The organism is Psychrobacillus vulpis (genome assembly GCF_006861825.1).
GTDB lineage: Bacteria > Bacillota > Bacilli > Bacillales_A > Planococcaceae > Psychrobacillus > Psychrobacillus vulpis.
The window spans coordinates 126051-142019 of sequence record NZ_VDGI01000004.1 but is presented as its reverse complement, the minus strand read 5'-3'; the positions used below and the strand labels follow the sequence as shown (position 1 = coordinate 142019).

Genomic DNA, 15969 nt, shown 5'->3' with positions numbered 1-15969 from the left:
TTAATTGAAAAGAGCAAGATGGGCTTGTCTAAAACTAGAAAATCGTTGAAAAAGGCGACACTCCTGCGGGAATAGCGTTAGTCGAAGACCCCGCAGCGAAGCGAGGAGGCTGAGGCAACGCCCGCGGAAAGGGAGCTATCTCAACGATTTTCCTCTCTATTGGGTTATTGTTAGGTATGTCCAACTATAACTTCAAACAATGTAAAAGATGAAAGAATAAAACAGTTTGCTTATTCGTTTCATTCAGCTACAGATGAGAAAGGTATAGAGAGGGTGTCTTTTCGATACCTTTTGTCGAAAATCTGACACCTGTGATGTAATTATCTGAGGTGTATTTTATTTTACAGCCTGGGCAAGGTGTTGAGGTTTCATAAATTATTCTCCTTAAGAAAAAATTAGTGATTCACCATAATATAATATCGTTTTCTAGTTTAATTACTAGAATCTTTTGGTAACTTTAATAGTATGTATGAGCTATAATAAATTCATCGATAACATTACGAAATTACAGATAGAAAGCATTGGCCTTCGAGAATAGAGAAAAAGTTAATGGGGAGGACGAATCCTATGTATAACAATTTAGAAGAGTTAATAAGCCATCCAGTATTTTATTATTTTGCAGAGATTTCTAAAATTCCTAGAGGTTCAGGTAATGAAAAGTCAATCAGTGATTATTTGGTGCGCTTTGCACAAGATAGAGATTTAGACGTAGTGCAAGATAAATCAATGAATGTCATTATTAAAAAAGCAGCTACTGAAGGTTATAGTCATTCACCAACAGTCATTATACAGGGACATATGGATATGGTTTGCGAAAAGAATCAAGGGACAAATCATGATTTCGAGAAAGATCCTCTTCAATTAAGAATTATTGGAGATATGTTATATGCTACGGATACAACATTAGGAGCAGATAATGGAATTGCTGTTGCATACGCACTAGCTTTATTAGACTCGAATGATATTCCACATCCAGCTCTAGAAGTAGTTATTACTACTGAAGAAGAAACGACGATGAAAGGTGCTCTTGCAGTTGATGCGGCTCATTTTAATGGTAAAATACTTATTAATATAGACTCAGAAGAAGATGGCAAATTGTTAGTTAGTAGCGCAGGAGGGGTACGTGTTGTTCAGAAACTACCTATTAAATGGGATAATGTATCTCAAGATAAGGTAACTTACTGTGTTAGTATAAAGGGATTAAAAGGTGGTCACTCTGGCATTTCAATTGATAAGGGAAGAGGAAATTCTAATAAACTATTAGGCAGATTGCTCCATGATTTGACTTCTGAATTTTCTTGTTTCATTCAGCAAATAAGCGGGGGCTTAAAGTCAAATGCAATTCCCCGCGAAGCAGAAGCAATAATATTATTTCAATCAGATGATCTTGGAAAAATTACAGAAAGAATTGAATTATGGGATCAAACATTCAAAACTGAGTTGCAAATTTCAGATCCAGGCATTTCGGTTAGTATTGAAAAAAGAGAAATCGCTTCTTCAAAAGTGCTCTCCAAAGTAACAGCGAATAAAGCCATCTCATCTTTACTCTTAATACCCGATGGTGTTCAAGGAATGAGTATGGGGATAGAGGGATTAGTAGAAAGCTCTACAAATTTAGGGTTCGTGTCAACTAATGAGAGCGAAATAGCATTTGTAAGTGAAATTAGAAGTTCGGTCAAAAGTGTAAAATCCTATATGGTGAATCAAGCAAAATTAATTGCAAATTTACTTGAATGTGAAGTAACAATTGATTCAGATTATCCTGAATGGCCATATAACCCTAAGTCAAAAGTTATGAAATTGTTTGAAGAAACGTATCAAGAAAAATATGGGAAGAATATAGAAGTTATTGCTGTGCATGCAGGGATTGAGTGTGGAGTGTTTATCGAAAAAATACCTGGATTAGACGCTGTATCTATTGGGCCAGATATTTTTCATGTCCATACTCCAGAAGAACATGTGAGTATCCCTTCAACAATAAATAATTGGGAGTATTTCATTTATACTTTAAAAAGAATGAAGGATTTCTATGGAGAACAACAATTAAATGAAGAGTAGGAACTTCTCTCTTAAGCTAACTGAGTAATTGGTTAGCTTTTTTATATGTTCTTTGAAAAAAGAATGAGTAAATAATTAGATTTTAGTAAATAATGAGGAGGCTATAGTTAGGTTTCAAGAAACGAGGGAGTTAGTTGAATGAAGAATTAATAAAAAATGATGCCAACGTGAAAGAAGAAATGCATATAACTTATTATTTTACAGTAATATTTACTGTAATAGGAACTCTCCTCTTGCTATATTTTTTAAGTAATAAAGTGGAGAAGCTAAGTTTATTTATCATCTTTCTTTCCATTTCAGCAGGCGGTTTGCCTATTGGAGTAATTGGTGCATTTATTGACTATAAAATTTCAGAATATAAGCTAAAATTAGGTAAAACAGTGTAAATTATTTTCATGGAAAAGAGTATTAATAGAAAATTAATACTCTAAAAAAATCAATCCCAAATATTTGGTCTATCTACTCCAGCTGTGCGTAGATAGTCTAGAATTTGTCCAGTATGCACTGCTTCATGATAAGCAATTCGCAAGAGCATATCTCCAAGGTCTCTTACATATCCAACATCGGAGCGATCAATTCGAATATTTTTTAAGTCTTCTTCATTAAAGGATTGAATCGTGCTCATAAAACTATTTCTGAATTGTTGTGCAAAATGAAGTTCATCTTGAACTGATAATAATTCTCTCGATTCAAAAGGAGAAACAAAGTTAGAAATGCTGCCTCTGTTGTTTACTGCTAAATGATAATAATATTCAGATTCTAAGACATGTCGAACCATTTCTAAACAAGTTAGTGCATTTTCATCAGGTTTCCAACTATACAATTCTTCAGGTATAGAGTTCCAAATTTTAATGCTTCTTCTTCGAATCTCATTAAAATTAAGTATTAGTAAATTTGTAGCGTTCACACTATCCACCTCCAAAATTTATATTAACAGAATATATGTTCTGTTGTAAATGGCATTTTTAGTTATGAGTATTGTTAACAAAGAGAGTTTCGTATTTTTCCAACTGAAATGCTATTATTAACATATTGTGAAATAGTGTAGAATCTAACTAACAACTAGGAGGAGAGAGTATTGAGATTTATTAAAGTTTTTTTTAGTATTATAGTTATTATCTTAATAATAGGGATATCAGCATATTATTTTTTACCAAAATTAGTAGCAGATCAAGTTATGGATAAGGTAGCAGTGGAGCTACAAGATAGCGGTCAACTTGAAACTATTAAAAATGAAATAAACAATGATCCACAATTACAAGCATTTATTGAAGAAGGAAAAAATGTTGATAGTAGTAAACTACCTTTTCAAACGAAAGAAGAAGCAACGAGAGTATTGGTTAAAAAGTTCAATGTAAGTGACTTAAAAGATTTCCAAACAAAAGCTAAAAATGGCATGACTGCCGAAGAAAAACAAGAAATTTTTAGCAAGCTTGAAAATACGTTGACGGAAGAAGAAATGCTAGCATTAAAGGTTCTTGCATATAAGGAATTATCGAAATAGAAACTCAAAAAAGCTTTCCCAAGAAATACTTTCAGACATTAGACAATCTCAAAAAAAAACGAGTTTGCTCCACAGTTTTTGATTTTTATATGAGATACAATAAAGTTCAAGGTAACATTCTCTTAGTTTGGAGAAGCGTTCGATCGACTCCTGCGGGAAAAGCGTTAGTCGAAGACCCCACAGCGAAGCGAGGAGGCTGAGGCAACGCCCGCGGAAAGCGAGCGGTAAGCTTCGGAAAACTTGTTTTATATTTAGTCATGTGAAAACAGCTACTAACAATCGTAGGTTTGAAAAAACTGTAGAACGTGTCTTTGCGGATGCTAAGGAAAAGGATGGTATGCGTTAAACAACTCTTAGAGGATTATTAAATTGTCCATGCAAGCGATGCTTACATCTGCCACCCTGAACTTGAAGGAATTGGTTATTTAAACTTGGCAAGGCCCGTTTACGGAGTAAAATCGGTACTCGAAGAGTACTGCTCTCGTTAATGATAGGATCTATAGAAGATAATTAAGAAAAATTTTAAGGCAGTTGGAATTAGTTCATTCCAACTGCCTTTTGTATTCAATCCGAAAGTATTACCGGAGAAATACATATTGCGTTTTATTATGGTTAAAATTTTCAATTGTAGCATTTGAGATTGCTTAATACCATAAACTTCTTTTTGGAAAAGCGCCACTCATGATTATAGAATTGTTGGAAATACTAATGTCATCTTCTTCTACAAAGAACTGGAGTGTAAATTAGGTGGACTTTTTTCACGGTCAGGAATCTCTTACAACAATTCAATGGATATTACGTGCAGTTGTTACCTTTATTTTTCTACTCATAGCAACGAAATTAATGGGGAGGAGATCAATTGCTCAGCTAAGATTAATCGATTTTACAATAGCTTTAATTCTTGGGAATATTCTAGCGCATCCATTATCAGACGAACGACTAGGGTTAAAAGGCTCTATTATTACCACTTCAGTATTAACAATTATGTACATTGTAACTGTACTAATAAGTTTGAAGTTGGAAGTTTTTAAAAATTGGCTAGAACCGTCTCCTTTTCCATTAATAAAAAATGGAGAAATCATCTATAAAGGATTACGGAAAGCGAGAATAACAATCGATCATTTATTATCAGAAGCAAGAAAAGAAAAAATAGAAGAAATCCAAAAAATTTCACTTGCTTTATGGGAGCCAGATGGAACTATATCATTTTTCTTGTCCCCTCAACTTCAACCTTTAACACCAGAGGATATACAAGTAATTAGAAAACCATTTAGTATTCCCAAAGTAATTATTAAAGAGGGGAAAATAGATTTCAATGAATTACATAATACAGGGAAAGATATCAATTGGCTAGAAGGCAAAACTTCATTATTAAATGTGGAAGTACACGACATATTAATAGCAACAATTGACCTCCAGGATGAATTTAAGATCTACTTGTATAACTAAAGAATTCATCATTACTGGTTATTAGTGCCGCTTTGTGGTTGCATTGGATAAGGATAATTAGATGGATACATTTGGTTGGAGTTTTGGTTCATATACTGTGGATTTTGAAAGTGAATATTATTTTTTGGTTTATTACAGTCCTTTGGAGGACCAATAAATGTGGGGGGGGTAATGGGAGCAATTGCATTTTTCCATTGGCTTTCATCCATACAATAAGTGTGTGCCATAATATTTGCTGGGGTTAATTTCAATATATCTGAGCCCAAAATTACTTCAGGTATTGGTGCATCAAATATTGCCAGTAGATGAGTGTTATCAACTGTTGCTATTTCATAATGCCACCAACCTTGAGGAACATTGGCAACCTGACCAGATGTAAGAGGATAGTTTAGAAGTTGTTTTGTAAATGGATTCAGTATGGAAACAATAACTGCTCCTGAAATGCAATACACTAGTTCTGCAGCATTTTGATGATAATGCGGCTCAACGACATTACTCGTGCTTAGATAAATATCCAATAATGACACATTTTCTAGAGTATTTAATTGATTGATACTTAAAATGTTAATATAGTTTTCATTATCTTTTTTGAAGAGTGGACTTTTATTTACATCAAATGCGAACTGAGTTGTTGGAGACGTATAATCAATAAATGAGCTGAGCTCATTAGTACATCCTTCCCTATAATCTCGAGTGTGCTATGTTAGCACATCTTATACATCATATGTATATGTATATATGGATATGATGAGTTTATAAATCTGGAATGCAAGAAGTATTACGGAGGAACTGGAAAAGAAAAAGGTCTCTTTCTTAAAGAAAGAGACCACTTTAAATCATGCTGCAGCTGCAAGTAAGCGAATAGCTAGAATGTCTTGGCAGTCGATGATTAGTGTTGAAGGTACTGTTGTGGATGGATCAATAAAGAATGCGCAGCAAGTATCCTTGTCAAAATTAACAAAAAACAAACCACTTAATACTTGACCACCTGATAAGAAAACATCAACTGGAGTTTGGGATTGTAATCTTCTTAGTTGATCACATGCACAACCTTTACATTGATGTCGTTTGACTTCTTTCTCATGATGTTTTTCATGAACACAACTACATTTTCTTTCATGATGTTCTTCGCACCAACATTTTCTCTTGTGACTAGAAGAACAACTATCTTTCCAATTATTTCTCGTATTTCTCATTTCAAGACCCCCTTTCTAGTTTTGATAAGCTAGTCTTACATTAATAACTTATGATTTCAAAATGTAATTTGATTGTACAATTTGTCCAATTACAATAAAGTTTTATTTCGAAGTCTAGAAGTTATGTTATAAGAAATTCAGGAAGATTAAAAACCTTCTATCTGTTCTTTGTAAACCTAGTCTTTCATAAATAACTTATGATTTCAAAATGTAATGGATTGTATAATTTGTCCAATGACAATAAAATTTTCTAAAACAACTCTATATAATTCACAATTTTACTTAAGTTCAGTTCATCCATTGGTGTAATAAATAATCTGGCACCTTTCAAAGAGTAACTCAGAATTTAGCGAATTATTAAAAAGGTGAGTAATCAAAAGTAATGTTCAGATTATTTCTAGGGAAGGTAATCTGAATGTTATGTGAGTAAAAAATTGATTAAATGAATTTGAAGTAGTTTAAACGACCATAATAACAATAGAAATTATATGAAGGATGATACGATGATTTATATATATAACGACTATGGTGGTACTCATACCACTGCTTTGGCGGCTGCCTATCATTTAAAAGAAATTACTCAATCAGAACGAAAACTAACGAAAGAAGAAATATTAAATGTTAACTACTTCAATAAATTAACGAAAGAGGATTCAGGAAAAATAATTTTTCACGGTATAGACGAAAATGGGGATTCGGTATATACAATAGGGAGAAAATCTAACAAACTAGTTGTTCCAGCCTTAAAAAACATGAGCTTATTACTACACAGCAAGTATCCATTTAATGAAAAAATAATATTCTCTAATACTTCACCAACTGTGCCGTTCGTCATGTCAATGGGAGGATTTTTCTCTAGAGGAATAAAAATTGATTTTATAGGTGTGCCATTATTAGTTATGGGTGCTAAACAATGTTGTGATAATATATTTCGCTTAGTTGAAAATACGAAGCAAATTGGGCAATCTTCAAACGATGAAAAAGTGATTATCCTTGAAAATGAAATATATAAATAATCATAAGAGATGCTTAAAGAGAACGTCCAAATGGACGTTTTTTTCATGTAATTGAATAATGGAAGTGAAATCGATTAGTAGAGGCTGAAGAAGGACTGAATAGATTGGATCTGAAGATATATATATATATATTAAAGGATTTTCACTAGCATTGGCGAATAATGTCAGTGGGAGGTGATGAAATGTTTGAATATAAAAATTTCAAAGAAAAAGTGGCAAATATGCAATTTAATTTTAGAAGTGACGGGTATATTCGGGTAATTGCTTTTATTTCTGATGTATATAAGGAAGAAAATATTCTCGCTTTTTATTTTAAAAATGGTGTTAATGAAAAAAAGAAAGAATTATTCTTTATTTTTAAAGAAAGCATTTTAAAAGTTTCAAAAATAGAGGATGCGGACTTTTTATTTGAACATTACTCCAAGAACATAGTGAAAAAGAAATTCACAACTAGTAAGTTTACGGGACAGTCTCATGAATTAGTTCTCACATTTGAAAATGGGGAACAACTTGTCTTCAATAATATCGAAGATTCAAACCACGATTGGGCAGCGGAATATACTGAGTCAATAAAAGAAATTTATAAATACACTTAAGCATCCTAAGGAGTTGTAATGCTTTAATTAGATAAAGTGGTTTAATTGTTGAAAGGATTTGATGGCTACACAAGAAGAATTAAATGAACAGTTAAAACAACAAGCTGTTGAATATGAAAATGAAGCATTAATTCGTGATGAAGTCCCAATGGGAAGCGAGGTTAAGTTTGCAGGAGAAGTAATGGAAATTATGGGAGAAGGATCACTTGGTGAATTAAGATAAAAACTAACGTCGTAAGATGCTTCAGATATAGTATTGACAGTAAGGTATTTAATTACGGCTTAAAACCGAGAAAAATAGATAGAGGTAAACTTCTCTAAAGTAACAAATAAAAAAGACAGGTCATAAGGCACCTGTCTTAATTTACTGGATTCGCTTTTAATCCTAAGCCTTTAGGGAGGCATCTTAACAAGGAGCTCCGTCGTAGCCTCGGCGATTGTCGAAGGCAACTGCGCCTACGATTATTAATAGAATAAACAGAACGACAATTAGAACGAATACGGATCCAGATCCGTATCCTGATCCTCCATATCCAGGTCCACAACCCGCATAACCCATATGAACACCTCCTATAGATGATATAGTTCATTCTATGTAAAAAAAAAATCTTTGTCTGATTCATTCGTGTGGTTATAACAAGATATTCTACACTTGAGGCACCGATGCAGGTTTGACCTGGCCCTATAAAATATCTTATTCAAATAATAAAAGTGAAATTGTCTTAGTTTAAGACAAATAAAGATTTCTGCATAATACAGAAATCTTCCATTTTAGAATGCTGGAGTATGACAACACCCTATTTATTTGGATTAGAATTGGAACCTGCGTTAGTCATTTTATTAAATGTTAAAAGGGCAGCATTAGCAACTTCGATATCCTGTTCGCTGGTAGCACCACTTACACCTACACCACCGACTACCTTATTGTTGAAAATTAGTGGTATTCCTCCACCTAGTATTACGATTTTTCCTTGATTAGTTGTATTGATTCCGAAAGAAGGACCGCCAGGAAGTGCAGCATTCGCTAAATTTGATGTCGGCATTTGCATAGCAACACTGGTCCATGCCTTGTTCTGAGCAATATCAATACCCGCTATCTTCGCATTATCCATGCGATGAAAGGCAATAAGGTTTCCCCCTTCATCAACAATTGCGATATCCTCGGAAAGACCAAGTTCTAACGCTTTTCTTTCCGCTGCTTCTAACAATACAATAGCCAATCTTAATGATATAAGCATATTCATCCCCCTTCTTAAATCTATTGTAATGTATGAATAAATCTTAGCCATTGTAAGGAGGGAATAGTGATTCGTATGAATAATTACAGTTAGTTGAGACGAACAGGACCCAGATTACTGTAAAGAACAATAGATGAAGATGAGTTAATTCATTCTTTGTAACTAATAGATGTTTGTCCGTTTCAATCGTGAAATTACAACGAGTTCTTCTATACTGGAGGCACAATCGGGAGGTTCGAAGTGCCTCTACAGTTATAAAATAGCTTATTCAATTGATAAAAAAGAAATGGGGCATACAACCTTGGAAATAATAAGAAACAAATTCGTTTTTTTTTCTTCATTATTAAGTAGGCATTTAAGATAGAAACTCAACTAATTAGGTACTTGACAAACTTTTTAAATTAATAGGAAAAAGACAGGTAATATAAACCTGCCTCAGATGTACTGTTTTTTAGTGAAGTTATTAATGGTGTAATTTCAACAAGGGACTCCACCATAGCCGTGGCTATTTAAGGCTAATCCACCAATGATTATTAATAATATAAACAGTACGACTATTAAAGCAAATCCTGATCCGTTTCCTGATCTTTCATAACCAGGTCCACAATCAGTATTTCCCATATTGAACACCTCCTATAAATGAGATAGTTCATTCTATGTAAATAGTAAATGTTTGTCTGAGCATTTGTGTGGTTTGTAAAAATTATTCGACAGGGGGAGGGTAAGTGCCGCTCAGGATAGCTATTTCAAAGTTAATTTTATTTTTATTGTTGTCCAACATTTTTTGTGCTGTTGTTACCTTGTTCTAAGAATTAATTCAATATAGAGCTGGAATAATTGAATGAATTCATAATTGAAATTAGACATAAAATCACCTCATTTATTACTTGAAACTATTATGGATTAAATCATTTGTGAATATGCAAGGAGTAAATGGAATGAAAATCACTGGTGGGAAAATAAAATTAAAAGACAAGTGTAAGGGATTAAGAAATCTTGAAACGGAGAACGAAGTAACGGAAGTGATTGATAGGCTTACTAGAACTATTAAATGTAAAATAACGGCAAAAATATTAAGTGGTAATGGTTAATGATTTGTTGGGCAGTAATTTCTTCAGTGTCCCAAGTACTAGAACGTTCGTTCTAGTCGAGGATATAGCAAGGATATCTGTTATTTCAAGAAAATCATTATACCTTTGAAAAGAGTATTAAACAGTTCGGTCAAAATTTGAATAGAAGAAAAGAAATATGTATCACGAAGTAAAATAAACAATGAGTCCTAATCCGATTATTAATATTATGGAAGTAATTATTATCTGTTTAGTAAACTCGAATTTTTTAGGTTTCAATATGATAAATAGTATTAGAAAAACGAATATGACCATCATAAATAAAAAAGATACGTTTTCCGCCATAGAGAGACCTCCTGAACTAAATTAGATGTTAGAGCTAATTATCAGACTTTCCCGACTGATAGTAGCTCTTAATCATAAAGTGTAGTCTAGGTTAAGATAATTTATACATTGACGGAGAAAAAAATCAAGAAAAAGAACTGCTTTACTCCCAATTCATTAGTAATTATAAATCATTAAAACGTTACAGTTTGGATTTTTCATGGATACGTACTATTATCTTTGGCAAAATGTATCGTTTTCCTTGATTAGCTAGTAGGCTTCATCTACTTACCAAAGTAAAGAAGTAACGTCGGTTAAAGTCGTACTAAAAAAATCAAAAGAAGGAATTTTGAAATGTAAGTAGAATAAATGATAGTATCACTTAGAATGCTTGGAGGTCTAATCTTTGTTACTGTACTTTTGATTTATTTCATCTCTCTAATAAGTTAATAGTAATTAGGAGCTGATATAATATGATATACCAGAACTCGCTAGATGGTATTACTTCGGAAATGTTAAATGGCTTTTTTGTGGACTGGCTAAAACCACCAAATTCACTTACTCACTTAAAACTATTAAAGAAAAGCAGTAATGTAATTATTGCAGTTGATGAAAATACTAATCAAGTAATAGGATTTATTACAGCAATAAGTGATGGAATTCTATCTGCATACATTCCATTTCTTGAGATTTTACCAGAATTAAAAATAAAGGAATAGGTAAGGGATTAGTAAATAGGATGCTGAAAGAACTGGATGGTTTATACATGATTGATTTATGTTGTGACGATGATTTAGTTCCATATTATGAGAAGTTCGGAATGACGAAGTCAAATGGTATGAGCTTGAGGAACTACAAAATGCAATGTGGAATATAAAACAAAAATAAGCAAAAACGCTTGGAAATTTGTCCAAGCGTTTTTGAGTGCTAAATTATCACTATTTTTTTCGAACTTTTATATTTAGTTAAGATTAACAAGTTTGTACGAAGAAAAAAGTGATCGTGTATCCTTATTAGTCTTTTTCAAGTTCTAGAAATTTTTATTTCGCTATTCACATACTCGCGAATGATAAGTAACTCAATAACATCTTGTGTTGAATATGAATAAGGAACATTCTCAGGAATTAGTGCATTAAATTGCTTTACTAAGTCATTAAGGGTTTCAGCATAAAAATTATTTATGGTAAATTCTAATTTAATCATATATACCACCTTCTTTTTTAGAAGTATTAACCTATATGAATAGATTTAATCAAATAGTAATCATAGTTCGCATCAGACATGACAGAAAGTCCCCAACAGAATATAACAAAAAAAGCATCTAAAGAGATGCTAAAAATAAGGATCGATTTAAGGGAGATATTGATCCTATATCCATTTAGATTTATTCATGTTTACTTGCTTTTTAACCTTTTCTAATTCAGATGTCAAATGGTCAATCTGTTTCTGCATATTATTACTGTCGTCCTGTGTACTTTGTGCTTGTTGTTCTTCTTCTAGTGCAAGTAATGCAGCAATAAGAGAAATAGCATCACCAACAGTAGTTATTATTGCACCTATAACGGCAAGCTCTGAGGAGCTAATCCCTGTGTTTGAATTTTGATTATCCTTGTTATTATTTTCACCATTTGCCATTTACAAGTAGCCTCCAACTTTAGAATAAAACAACTCAGCTTAATCATATGCGTATTAAAAATTGGTTATGTAAAAAACGTTTGTTTTCCGTAGATCATTAATAACGTAGTTGATCTAAAAAAAGACAAACAATCGAAATGGAAAATATTAATTCATTTGTTGTTCAAATAGACGATATAATAGATGTAACTGTATTCGGATAAGCAAATATGGGGTGGATTTAATGGAACAAGAAAGAATGGATAAGTTAATAGAAGAAATGTTGAAAGAATACCCTCGAGAGCGAGTTATGGGTGCCTTGGATATGCTAAAGCACATGCCAAAATCAGAAATAGATATGGTAACAAAAGTATGCATTAAGATAGATGAAGCACAAACCACCAACCAGTAAAATGGAAGGTGGTTTTGTTTCTTTTCGTAAGAAAACAAAAGCGTGAAATTATTCGACAGTTAAGTGGAAACGAACAGATGGAGACGTTTTTGCTATATGGAGAAGTTGATTAATCAAAGTTTTGAATAAAGATTAAAGGAGAGGGGGTATTATAATAGTTCGATATTTGTTTACATACTCTAACAACGCCTCTAACTCATCGGGCTCAAGATACAACTTGGATACATTACTCCCGTCTATATCTTCTAATTCTAACTTATTCTTAGGTATAAATGCTGACTCAGTAGGGTTGTCTTTGATTAGTTTTACTTCCTTTGCATAACGAAACACCATACCTGCTAGATTATTTACTCCTCGTAATGAATAAAATGCAATCCCTTGTTTACCGATGCTTGATGAAGATACAAGGAATATATATGAAATCTGGATTGAATGCGATTGTTCAAAGCAAAAGAAGATTAATCGTTTGATGAAGTCTAGCGAGATTACAGATTCATTTAAGCGAATGGGAATCAGTAACTTCACTCTAGAGAATAAGCAGTAAGTTAGTTATTGTTTTAACGCCAGGATAAAAAAAAGCAAAAGATACGTTGGTTAAACATGGATTGATGGCTGCTGATTATGTAGTAAAGGATTTGGTAGACGTTCGATAAATCACGATGTTTGCACCTCTAATAAATATACTTGAACCTAAAGGTTCTATATAAATACTACTAGCCCTGCGCACTTAATGTGAGCGGGGCTAATTATAATAGGTATACGCATCAGATTATTGATAACCTCATGATAATTTCTTCGCCAATACGACCAATTTTTCTCTCGCCAGTCTCTTGAAATCCTACTTTTTTATATAGTCTTTGTGCTGGAATATTTTCTACATCTACAACCAAGAAAATTTCATCACAGTTAGGAAATTCGGATTGTATAAACGTAGATAGTAAGGACATCCCTTGATTTGCATATCCTTTACCTTGCTCTGTATGATTAATGGATAAGGCAGTTAATAGCAGGGCATTCATATTACTCGAATATTCCTTTAGTCGTTCCGTTGAGTTTAATAGAAAGAATCCAACTGGTTCATCATCATTTAAAATAACAATACGATATTGTCCCTCAGTAATTTCTTCAAATTTATTAGGCAATGCTGAAAATTGTTTTTGTTCTTCGGGAAGCTCAAAAGAGTTCAATTTTTTGAGATACTCACTAGAAAAATGCTTTAGTTCAACTCCATTAATTTTACTCATAAATACCCACCTTTTTTTATTACATATTATCATTAGAACATGCGCTTGTCGCTGAAAGATATGTTGGAAAAATTAAATAATATGTAGTTACAAGTCCTGCTCACTTAATTGTGGATAATGCTTCTTTTATTCTTTATATAAATATAAAGAATAAATAGCGCTCAAAAAAATATATAATATTCTTAAAAATAGCTATAATACGATAGACACTCATTTTGGTTATCATACTTCTTTTAGGGTAGACATAAGAACTTAAGGAGAATTCTACTGTGAATCTTGATACAAAAACTAATACTTTTTTTCGTTTGATATTATGTATTTCTTATTTATTAATATTTTGGTATCCAACGGTTCCCTATCTTTTTATTATTCCAATATCATTAGCCATGTTAGATAATGATAATAAAAATAGAAGGATTAAAATGTTTCTCTTATTATTAAGTGTATGTATTATATTTTATTTTTTCCTAAATGATTTAGGTTTTGAACAAAAATTTGTAATATCACTAGTTTTATTTTTTTCGGGTTTTTCTGATATTTTAAAAAAAGCGTTTAAAAAAAATACTATTAAACATTGAAAAATCCTTAATGGACAAAATGAGCTATTCATCTTTTTGCATAGAGTATTTTTATTAAGTTTGTTTGGTTATTTAAGCATCTCTCACGAGGTGCTTTTTTATTTATCCAAAAATAGTATAACCTACTCATTGCAACATGTTTTACAAACATTTTTATGGTTACTCAAAAAAGTCACAGGAATCACAAAAAAGTCAAGAAAAATCCAAAATAATGTGAAACTATATGAAAGCAGTATAATAGATAATATAATTGGTATGCTGTTATAATAGGATATTGAAACTAATTGAAAGTAGGAGAAACCATGAACGCGTACGATGAGTATATGAAACAGGTTGTTAAACCTATGAGAAGTGAACTTACAAATGCTGGATTTAAAGAATTGCTTACGGAGGAAGATGTAAAAGAGCATATGGCGAGTGCTAAAGGTGTCTCTTTAGTAGTGATTAACTCTGTTTGTGGATGTGCTGCGGGATTAGCGAGACCAGCAGTGGTAGCTGCGATAAATGAATTAGAAGTAAAGCCTGATCATCTAGTTACTGTATTTGCAGGACAAGATCAGGAAGCTACAGCTACGATGAGAGGTTATTTTGAAGAGGTTCCACCAAGTTCACCATCCATTGCAATTTGGAAAGATGACCAACTAGCTTATTTTATACCTCGTGAGCAAATTGAAAGTAATGCAATGGAAACGATTAAAGACCATATTTCTGGTGTACTTTCTCAAATTGTTTCTTCATGAATGCAGTCGTAACAACAGCAGGACGGACGAATGAAGCAAATATTGAAGTGGCTATATCTGTTGCGAAAGAACTGTCATTGCAATATGTCAGTCGCAAAAAAAAATCGGTGCAATTATTACATGCAGAACATAAGAGCGATGTGATTGTAGTAAGTAATGAAAGGTTAGAGCTATATGTGCTTGGTTCCAATACACCCTTTTTCTTTCATCCAAATTCAGCTGCTTTTCGCATGAAGCGATTACTAAAAGGAGAAAAGGATCTATTTTTACAAGCTACCGGGTTACAAGAAGGAGATTGTTTCTTAGATACTACAGCAGGACTATGTTCTGATAGTATCGTTGCATCTTTTGCAACAGGAGAAACAGGGATTGTACATGCTTGTGAGGCAAATACACTTGTTGCTTACATTGTATCAACAGGTTTAAAAAGATATAAGACTCCTATTAGTGAGCTTCAGAATAGTATGCATCGTGTGCATCTAATGAACGTGGATGCAGTTAAGTATTTGAAAAGCTGTGAATCCGATACATATGATGTAGTATACATGGATCCTATGTTTGAAGAGGAGATAGAAGAGTCTTCTAACTTTCAAACGCTTCGAGCGGTAGGTCTACACGATGTATTAACGGAAGAATGGGTAGAACAAGCTAAAAGGGTAGCTAGAAAGAGAGTAGTTTTAAAAGCACATTTTCGATCTGAAATGTTTGGACGATATGGATTTGAGCAGTTAACACGTCTTACTTCTAAATTCCATTACGGCATATTGAACATATAAAAAAGCTGTCAATTTAGACAGCTTTTTTGTATCAACTAGAGAATAATAATATTAGTCAGTAAAGTTTAAAGAAGTTAAATATCCTAATAAAAATAAAAATCCAATTCCAATTACTAAATTTAAATCCATAATAAATTCTCCTCCTTAAGAAAAA

23 protein-coding genes and 1 pseudogene are annotated in these 15969 nt (G+C 32.6%); 13 read left to right on the top strand and 11 right to left on the bottom strand.

From position 1 onward, the window contains the following. The first annotated feature begins 567 nt into the window (after positions 1 to 567). Both FG384_RS06430 and FG384_RS06425 read left to right on the top strand, forming a co-directional pair. Complete coding sequence (locus FG384_RS06430) at positions 568 to 2058, top strand: aminoacyl-histidine dipeptidase (protein WP_142641762.1); 1491 nt, start codon at positions 568 to 570, stop codon at positions 2056 to 2058. A 134-nt stretch (positions 2059 to 2192) separates the two neighbouring features. Then, complete coding sequence (locus FG384_RS06425) at positions 2193 to 2444, top strand: hypothetical protein (RefSeq protein WP_142641761.1); 252 nt, start codon at positions 2193 to 2195, stop codon at positions 2442 to 2444. 50 nt (positions 2445 to 2494) lie between these two features. On the opposite strand, the gene FG384_RS06420 is transcribed toward FG384_RS06425, so the two are convergent. Beyond that, positions 2495 to 2965, bottom strand: a complete 471-nt coding sequence (locus tag FG384_RS06420; RefSeq protein WP_142641760.1) for a DinB family protein — start codon at positions 2963 to 2965, stop codon at positions 2495 to 2497. 171 nt (positions 2966 to 3136) lie between these two features. Here FG384_RS06420 and FG384_RS06415 point away from each other — a divergent pair, with 171 nt between their 5' ends. Continuing rightward, the gene (locus FG384_RS06415) at positions 3137 to 3562 is read left to right on the top strand and encodes a hypothetical protein (RefSeq protein WP_142641759.1); all 426 of its coding nucleotides are present in this window, start codon (positions 3137 to 3139) and stop codon (positions 3560 to 3562) included. A gap of 747 nt (positions 3563 to 4309) precedes the next feature. Further along, positions 4310 to 5011 carry a DUF421 domain-containing protein gene (locus FG384_RS06410; protein WP_142641758.1) on the top strand — a complete coding sequence of 234 codons (702 nt, stop codon included), beginning with the start codon at positions 4310 to 4312 and terminating at the stop codon, positions 5009 to 5011. Between the two features lie 11 nt (positions 5012 to 5022). Here FG384_RS06410 and FG384_RS06405 read toward each other — a convergent pair whose 3' ends face one another. Both FG384_RS06405 and FG384_RS20145 read right to left on the bottom strand, forming a co-directional pair. Then, on the bottom strand, positions 5023 to 5661 hold the full coding sequence (locus FG384_RS06405; protein WP_142641757.1) for a cupin domain-containing protein: 639 nt from the start codon (positions 5659 to 5661) through the stop codon (positions 5023 to 5025). 186 nt (positions 5662 to 5847) lie between these two features. Next, positions 5848 to 6207, bottom strand: a complete 360-nt coding sequence (locus FG384_RS20145; RefSeq protein ID WP_240793356.1) for a hydrolase — start codon at positions 6205 to 6207, stop codon at positions 5848 to 5850. A 503-nt stretch (positions 6208 to 6710) separates the two neighbouring features. On the opposite strand from FG384_RS20145, the gene FG384_RS06395 reads away from it, so the two are divergent. The 3 genes from FG384_RS06395 to FG384_RS19750 all read left to right on the top strand — a co-directional run bounded on the left by FG384_RS06395 (position 6711) and on the right by FG384_RS19750 (position 8042). Continuing rightward, entirely contained in the window at positions 6711 to 7223 is a 513-nt protein-coding gene (locus FG384_RS06395; protein WP_142641756.1) for a DUF3189 family protein, read from the top strand. Between the two features lie 182 nt (positions 7224 to 7405). Beyond that, the gene (locus FG384_RS06390; RefSeq protein ID WP_142641755.1) at positions 7406 to 7819 is read left to right on the top strand and encodes a hypothetical protein; all 414 of its coding nucleotides are present in this window, start codon (positions 7406 to 7408) and stop codon (positions 7817 to 7819) included. Between the two features lie 61 nt (positions 7820 to 7880). Beyond that, the gene (locus FG384_RS19750; protein ID WP_166462392.1) at positions 7881 to 8042 is read left to right on the top strand and encodes a hypothetical protein; all 162 of its coding nucleotides are present in this window, start codon (positions 7881 to 7883) and stop codon (positions 8040 to 8042) included. Positions 8043 to 8225: 183 nt separating this feature from the next. On the opposite strand, the gene FG384_RS06385 is transcribed toward FG384_RS19750, so the two are convergent. The 3 genes from FG384_RS06385 to FG384_RS06375 all read right to left on the bottom strand — a co-directional run bounded on the left by FG384_RS06385 (position 8226) and on the right by FG384_RS06375 (position 9678). Then, positions 8226 to 8378, bottom strand: coding sequence for a YjcZ family sporulation protein (locus FG384_RS06385; protein WP_142641754.1), 153 nt, complete (start codon positions 8376 to 8378; stop codon positions 8226 to 8228). A 238-nt stretch (positions 8379 to 8616) separates the two neighbouring features. Next, a complete protein-coding gene (locus FG384_RS06380; protein WP_240793355.1) occupies positions 8617 to 9057 on the bottom strand; it encodes a GlcG/HbpS family heme-binding protein in 441 nt (146 codons plus the stop codon). A 477-nt stretch (positions 9058 to 9534) separates the two neighbouring features. Next, entirely contained in the window at positions 9535 to 9678 is a 144-nt protein-coding gene (locus tag FG384_RS06375; RefSeq protein ID WP_142641752.1) for a YjcZ family sporulation protein, read from the bottom strand. Between the two features lie 317 nt (positions 9679 to 9995). Between FG384_RS06375 and FG384_RS19745 the strand changes: the two genes are divergently transcribed. Further along, positions 9996 to 10148 (top strand): hypothetical protein, encoded by a 153-nt coding sequence (locus tag FG384_RS19745; RefSeq protein ID WP_166462391.1) that lies wholly within the window; start codon positions 9996 to 9998, stop codon positions 10146 to 10148. 162 nt (positions 10149 to 10310) lie between these two features. On the opposite strand, the gene FG384_RS19740 is transcribed toward FG384_RS19745, so the two are convergent. After that, on the bottom strand, positions 10311 to 10472 hold the full coding sequence (locus tag FG384_RS19740; protein WP_166462390.1) for a hypothetical protein: 162 nt from the start codon (positions 10470 to 10472) through the stop codon (positions 10311 to 10313). A gap of 452 nt (positions 10473 to 10924) precedes the next feature. Here FG384_RS19740 and FG384_RS06370 point away from each other — a divergent pair. Beyond that, positions 10925 to 11328 (top strand): annotated as a pseudogene (locus FG384_RS06370) (GNAT family N-acetyltransferase). A gap of 146 nt (positions 11329 to 11474) precedes the next feature. Here FG384_RS06370 and FG384_RS06365 read toward each other — a convergent pair. Together FG384_RS06365 and FG384_RS06360 are read right to left on the bottom strand one after the other, a co-directional pair. Then, the gene (locus FG384_RS06365) at positions 11475 to 11654 is read right to left on the bottom strand and encodes a hypothetical protein (RefSeq protein WP_142641751.1); all 180 of its coding nucleotides are present in this window, start codon (positions 11652 to 11654) and stop codon (positions 11475 to 11477) included. A 165-nt stretch (positions 11655 to 11819) separates the two neighbouring features. Further along, on the bottom strand, positions 11820 to 12086 hold the full coding sequence (locus tag FG384_RS06360; protein WP_142641750.1) for a guided entry of tail-anchored proteins factor 1: 267 nt from the start codon (positions 12084 to 12086) through the stop codon (positions 11820 to 11822). A gap of 223 nt (positions 12087 to 12309) precedes the next feature. On the opposite strand from FG384_RS06360, the gene FG384_RS19735 reads away from it, so the two are divergent. Next, on the top strand, positions 12310 to 12477 hold the full coding sequence (locus FG384_RS19735) for a hypothetical protein (RefSeq protein ID WP_166462389.1): 168 nt from the start codon (positions 12310 to 12312) through the stop codon (positions 12475 to 12477). 132 nt (positions 12478 to 12609) lie between these two features. On the opposite strand, the gene FG384_RS06355 is transcribed toward FG384_RS19735, so the two are convergent. Both FG384_RS06355 and FG384_RS06350 read right to left on the bottom strand, forming a co-directional pair. Continuing rightward, the gene (locus FG384_RS06355; protein ID WP_142641749.1) at positions 12610 to 13002 is read right to left on the bottom strand and encodes a hypothetical protein; all 393 of its coding nucleotides are present in this window, start codon (positions 13000 to 13002) and stop codon (positions 12610 to 12612) included. 239 nt (positions 13003 to 13241) lie between these two features. Then, positions 13242 to 13721 (bottom strand): GNAT family N-acetyltransferase, encoded by a 480-nt coding sequence (locus FG384_RS06350; protein ID WP_142641748.1) that lies wholly within the window; start codon positions 13719 to 13721, stop codon positions 13242 to 13244. 269 nt (positions 13722 to 13990) lie between these two features. Here FG384_RS06350 and FG384_RS06345 point away from each other — a divergent pair, with 269 nt between their 5' ends. From FG384_RS06345 to FG384_RS06335, 3 genes are all read left to right on the top strand, one after another. Next, positions 13991 to 14299, top strand: coding sequence for a hypothetical protein (locus FG384_RS06345; RefSeq protein ID WP_142641747.1), 309 nt, complete (start codon positions 13991 to 13993; stop codon positions 14297 to 14299). Between the two features lie 302 nt (positions 14300 to 14601). Beyond that, on the top strand, positions 14602 to 15039 hold the full coding sequence (locus FG384_RS06340) for a BrxA/BrxB family bacilliredoxin (protein WP_142641746.1): 438 nt from the start codon (positions 14602 to 14604) through the stop codon (positions 15037 to 15039). Beyond that, entirely contained in the window at positions 15036 to 15815 is a 780-nt protein-coding gene (locus FG384_RS06335; protein WP_142641745.1) for a class I SAM-dependent methyltransferase, read from the top strand. The genes FG384_RS06340 and FG384_RS06335 overlap by 4 nt, the downstream gene beginning before the upstream one ends. The last annotated feature ends 154 nt before the right edge of the window (positions 15816 to 15969 follow it).

Coding starts and splice junctions, on each gene's coding strand:
- FG384_RS06430 (WP_142641762.1), top strand. CDS start 568: ATGTATAACAATTTAGAAGAGTTAATAAGCCATCCAGTATTTTATTAT.
- FG384_RS20145 (WP_240793356.1), bottom strand. CDS start 6,207: ATGAGAAATACGAGAAATAATTGGAAAGATAGTTGTTCTTCTAGTCAC.
- FG384_RS06395 (WP_142641756.1), top strand. CDS start 6,711: ATGATTTATATATATAACGACTATGGTGGTACTCATACCACTGCTTTG.
- FG384_RS06390 (WP_142641755.1), top strand. CDS start 7,406: ATGTTTGAATATAAAAATTTCAAAGAAAAAGTGGCAAATATGCAATTT.
- FG384_RS19750 (WP_166462392.1), top strand. CDS start 7,881: ATGGCTACACAAGAAGAATTAAATGAACAGTTAAAACAACAAGCTGTT.
- FG384_RS06385 (WP_142641754.1), bottom strand. CDS start 8,378: ATGGGTTATGCGGGTTGTGGACCTGGATATGGAGGATCAGGATACGGA.
- FG384_RS06380 (WP_240793355.1), bottom strand. CDS start 9,057: ATGCTTATATCATTAAGATTGGCTATTGTATTGTTAGAAGCAGCGGAA.
- FG384_RS06375 (WP_142641752.1), bottom strand. CDS start 9,678: ATGGGAAATACTGATTGTGGACCTGGTTATGAAAGATCAGGAAACGGA.
- FG384_RS19745 (WP_166462391.1), top strand. CDS start 9,996: ATGAAAATCACTGGTGGGAAAATAAAATTAAAAGACAAGTGTAAGGGA.
- FG384_RS19740 (WP_166462390.1), bottom strand. CDS start 10,472: ATGGCGGAAAACGTATCTTTTTTATTTATGATGGTCATATTCGTTTTT.
- FG384_RS06365 (WP_142641751.1), bottom strand. CDS start 11,654: ATGATTAAATTAGAATTTACCATAAATAATTTTTATGCTGAAACCCTT.
- FG384_RS06360 (WP_142641750.1), bottom strand. CDS start 12,086: ATGGCAAATGGTGAAAATAATAACAAGGATAATCAAAATTCAAACACA.
- FG384_RS19735 (WP_166462389.1), top strand. CDS start 12,310: ATGGAACAAGAAAGAATGGATAAGTTAATAGAAGAAATGTTGAAAGAA.
- FG384_RS06350 (WP_142641748.1), bottom strand. CDS start 13,721: ATGAGTAAAATTAATGGAGTTGAACTAAAGCATTTTTCTAGTGAGTAT.
- FG384_RS06340 (WP_142641746.1), top strand. CDS start 14,602: ATGAACGCGTACGATGAGTATATGAAACAGGTTGTTAAACCTATGAGA.
- FG384_RS06335 (WP_142641745.1), top strand. CDS start 15,036: ATGAATGCAGTCGTAACAACAGCAGGACGGACGAATGAAGCAAATATT.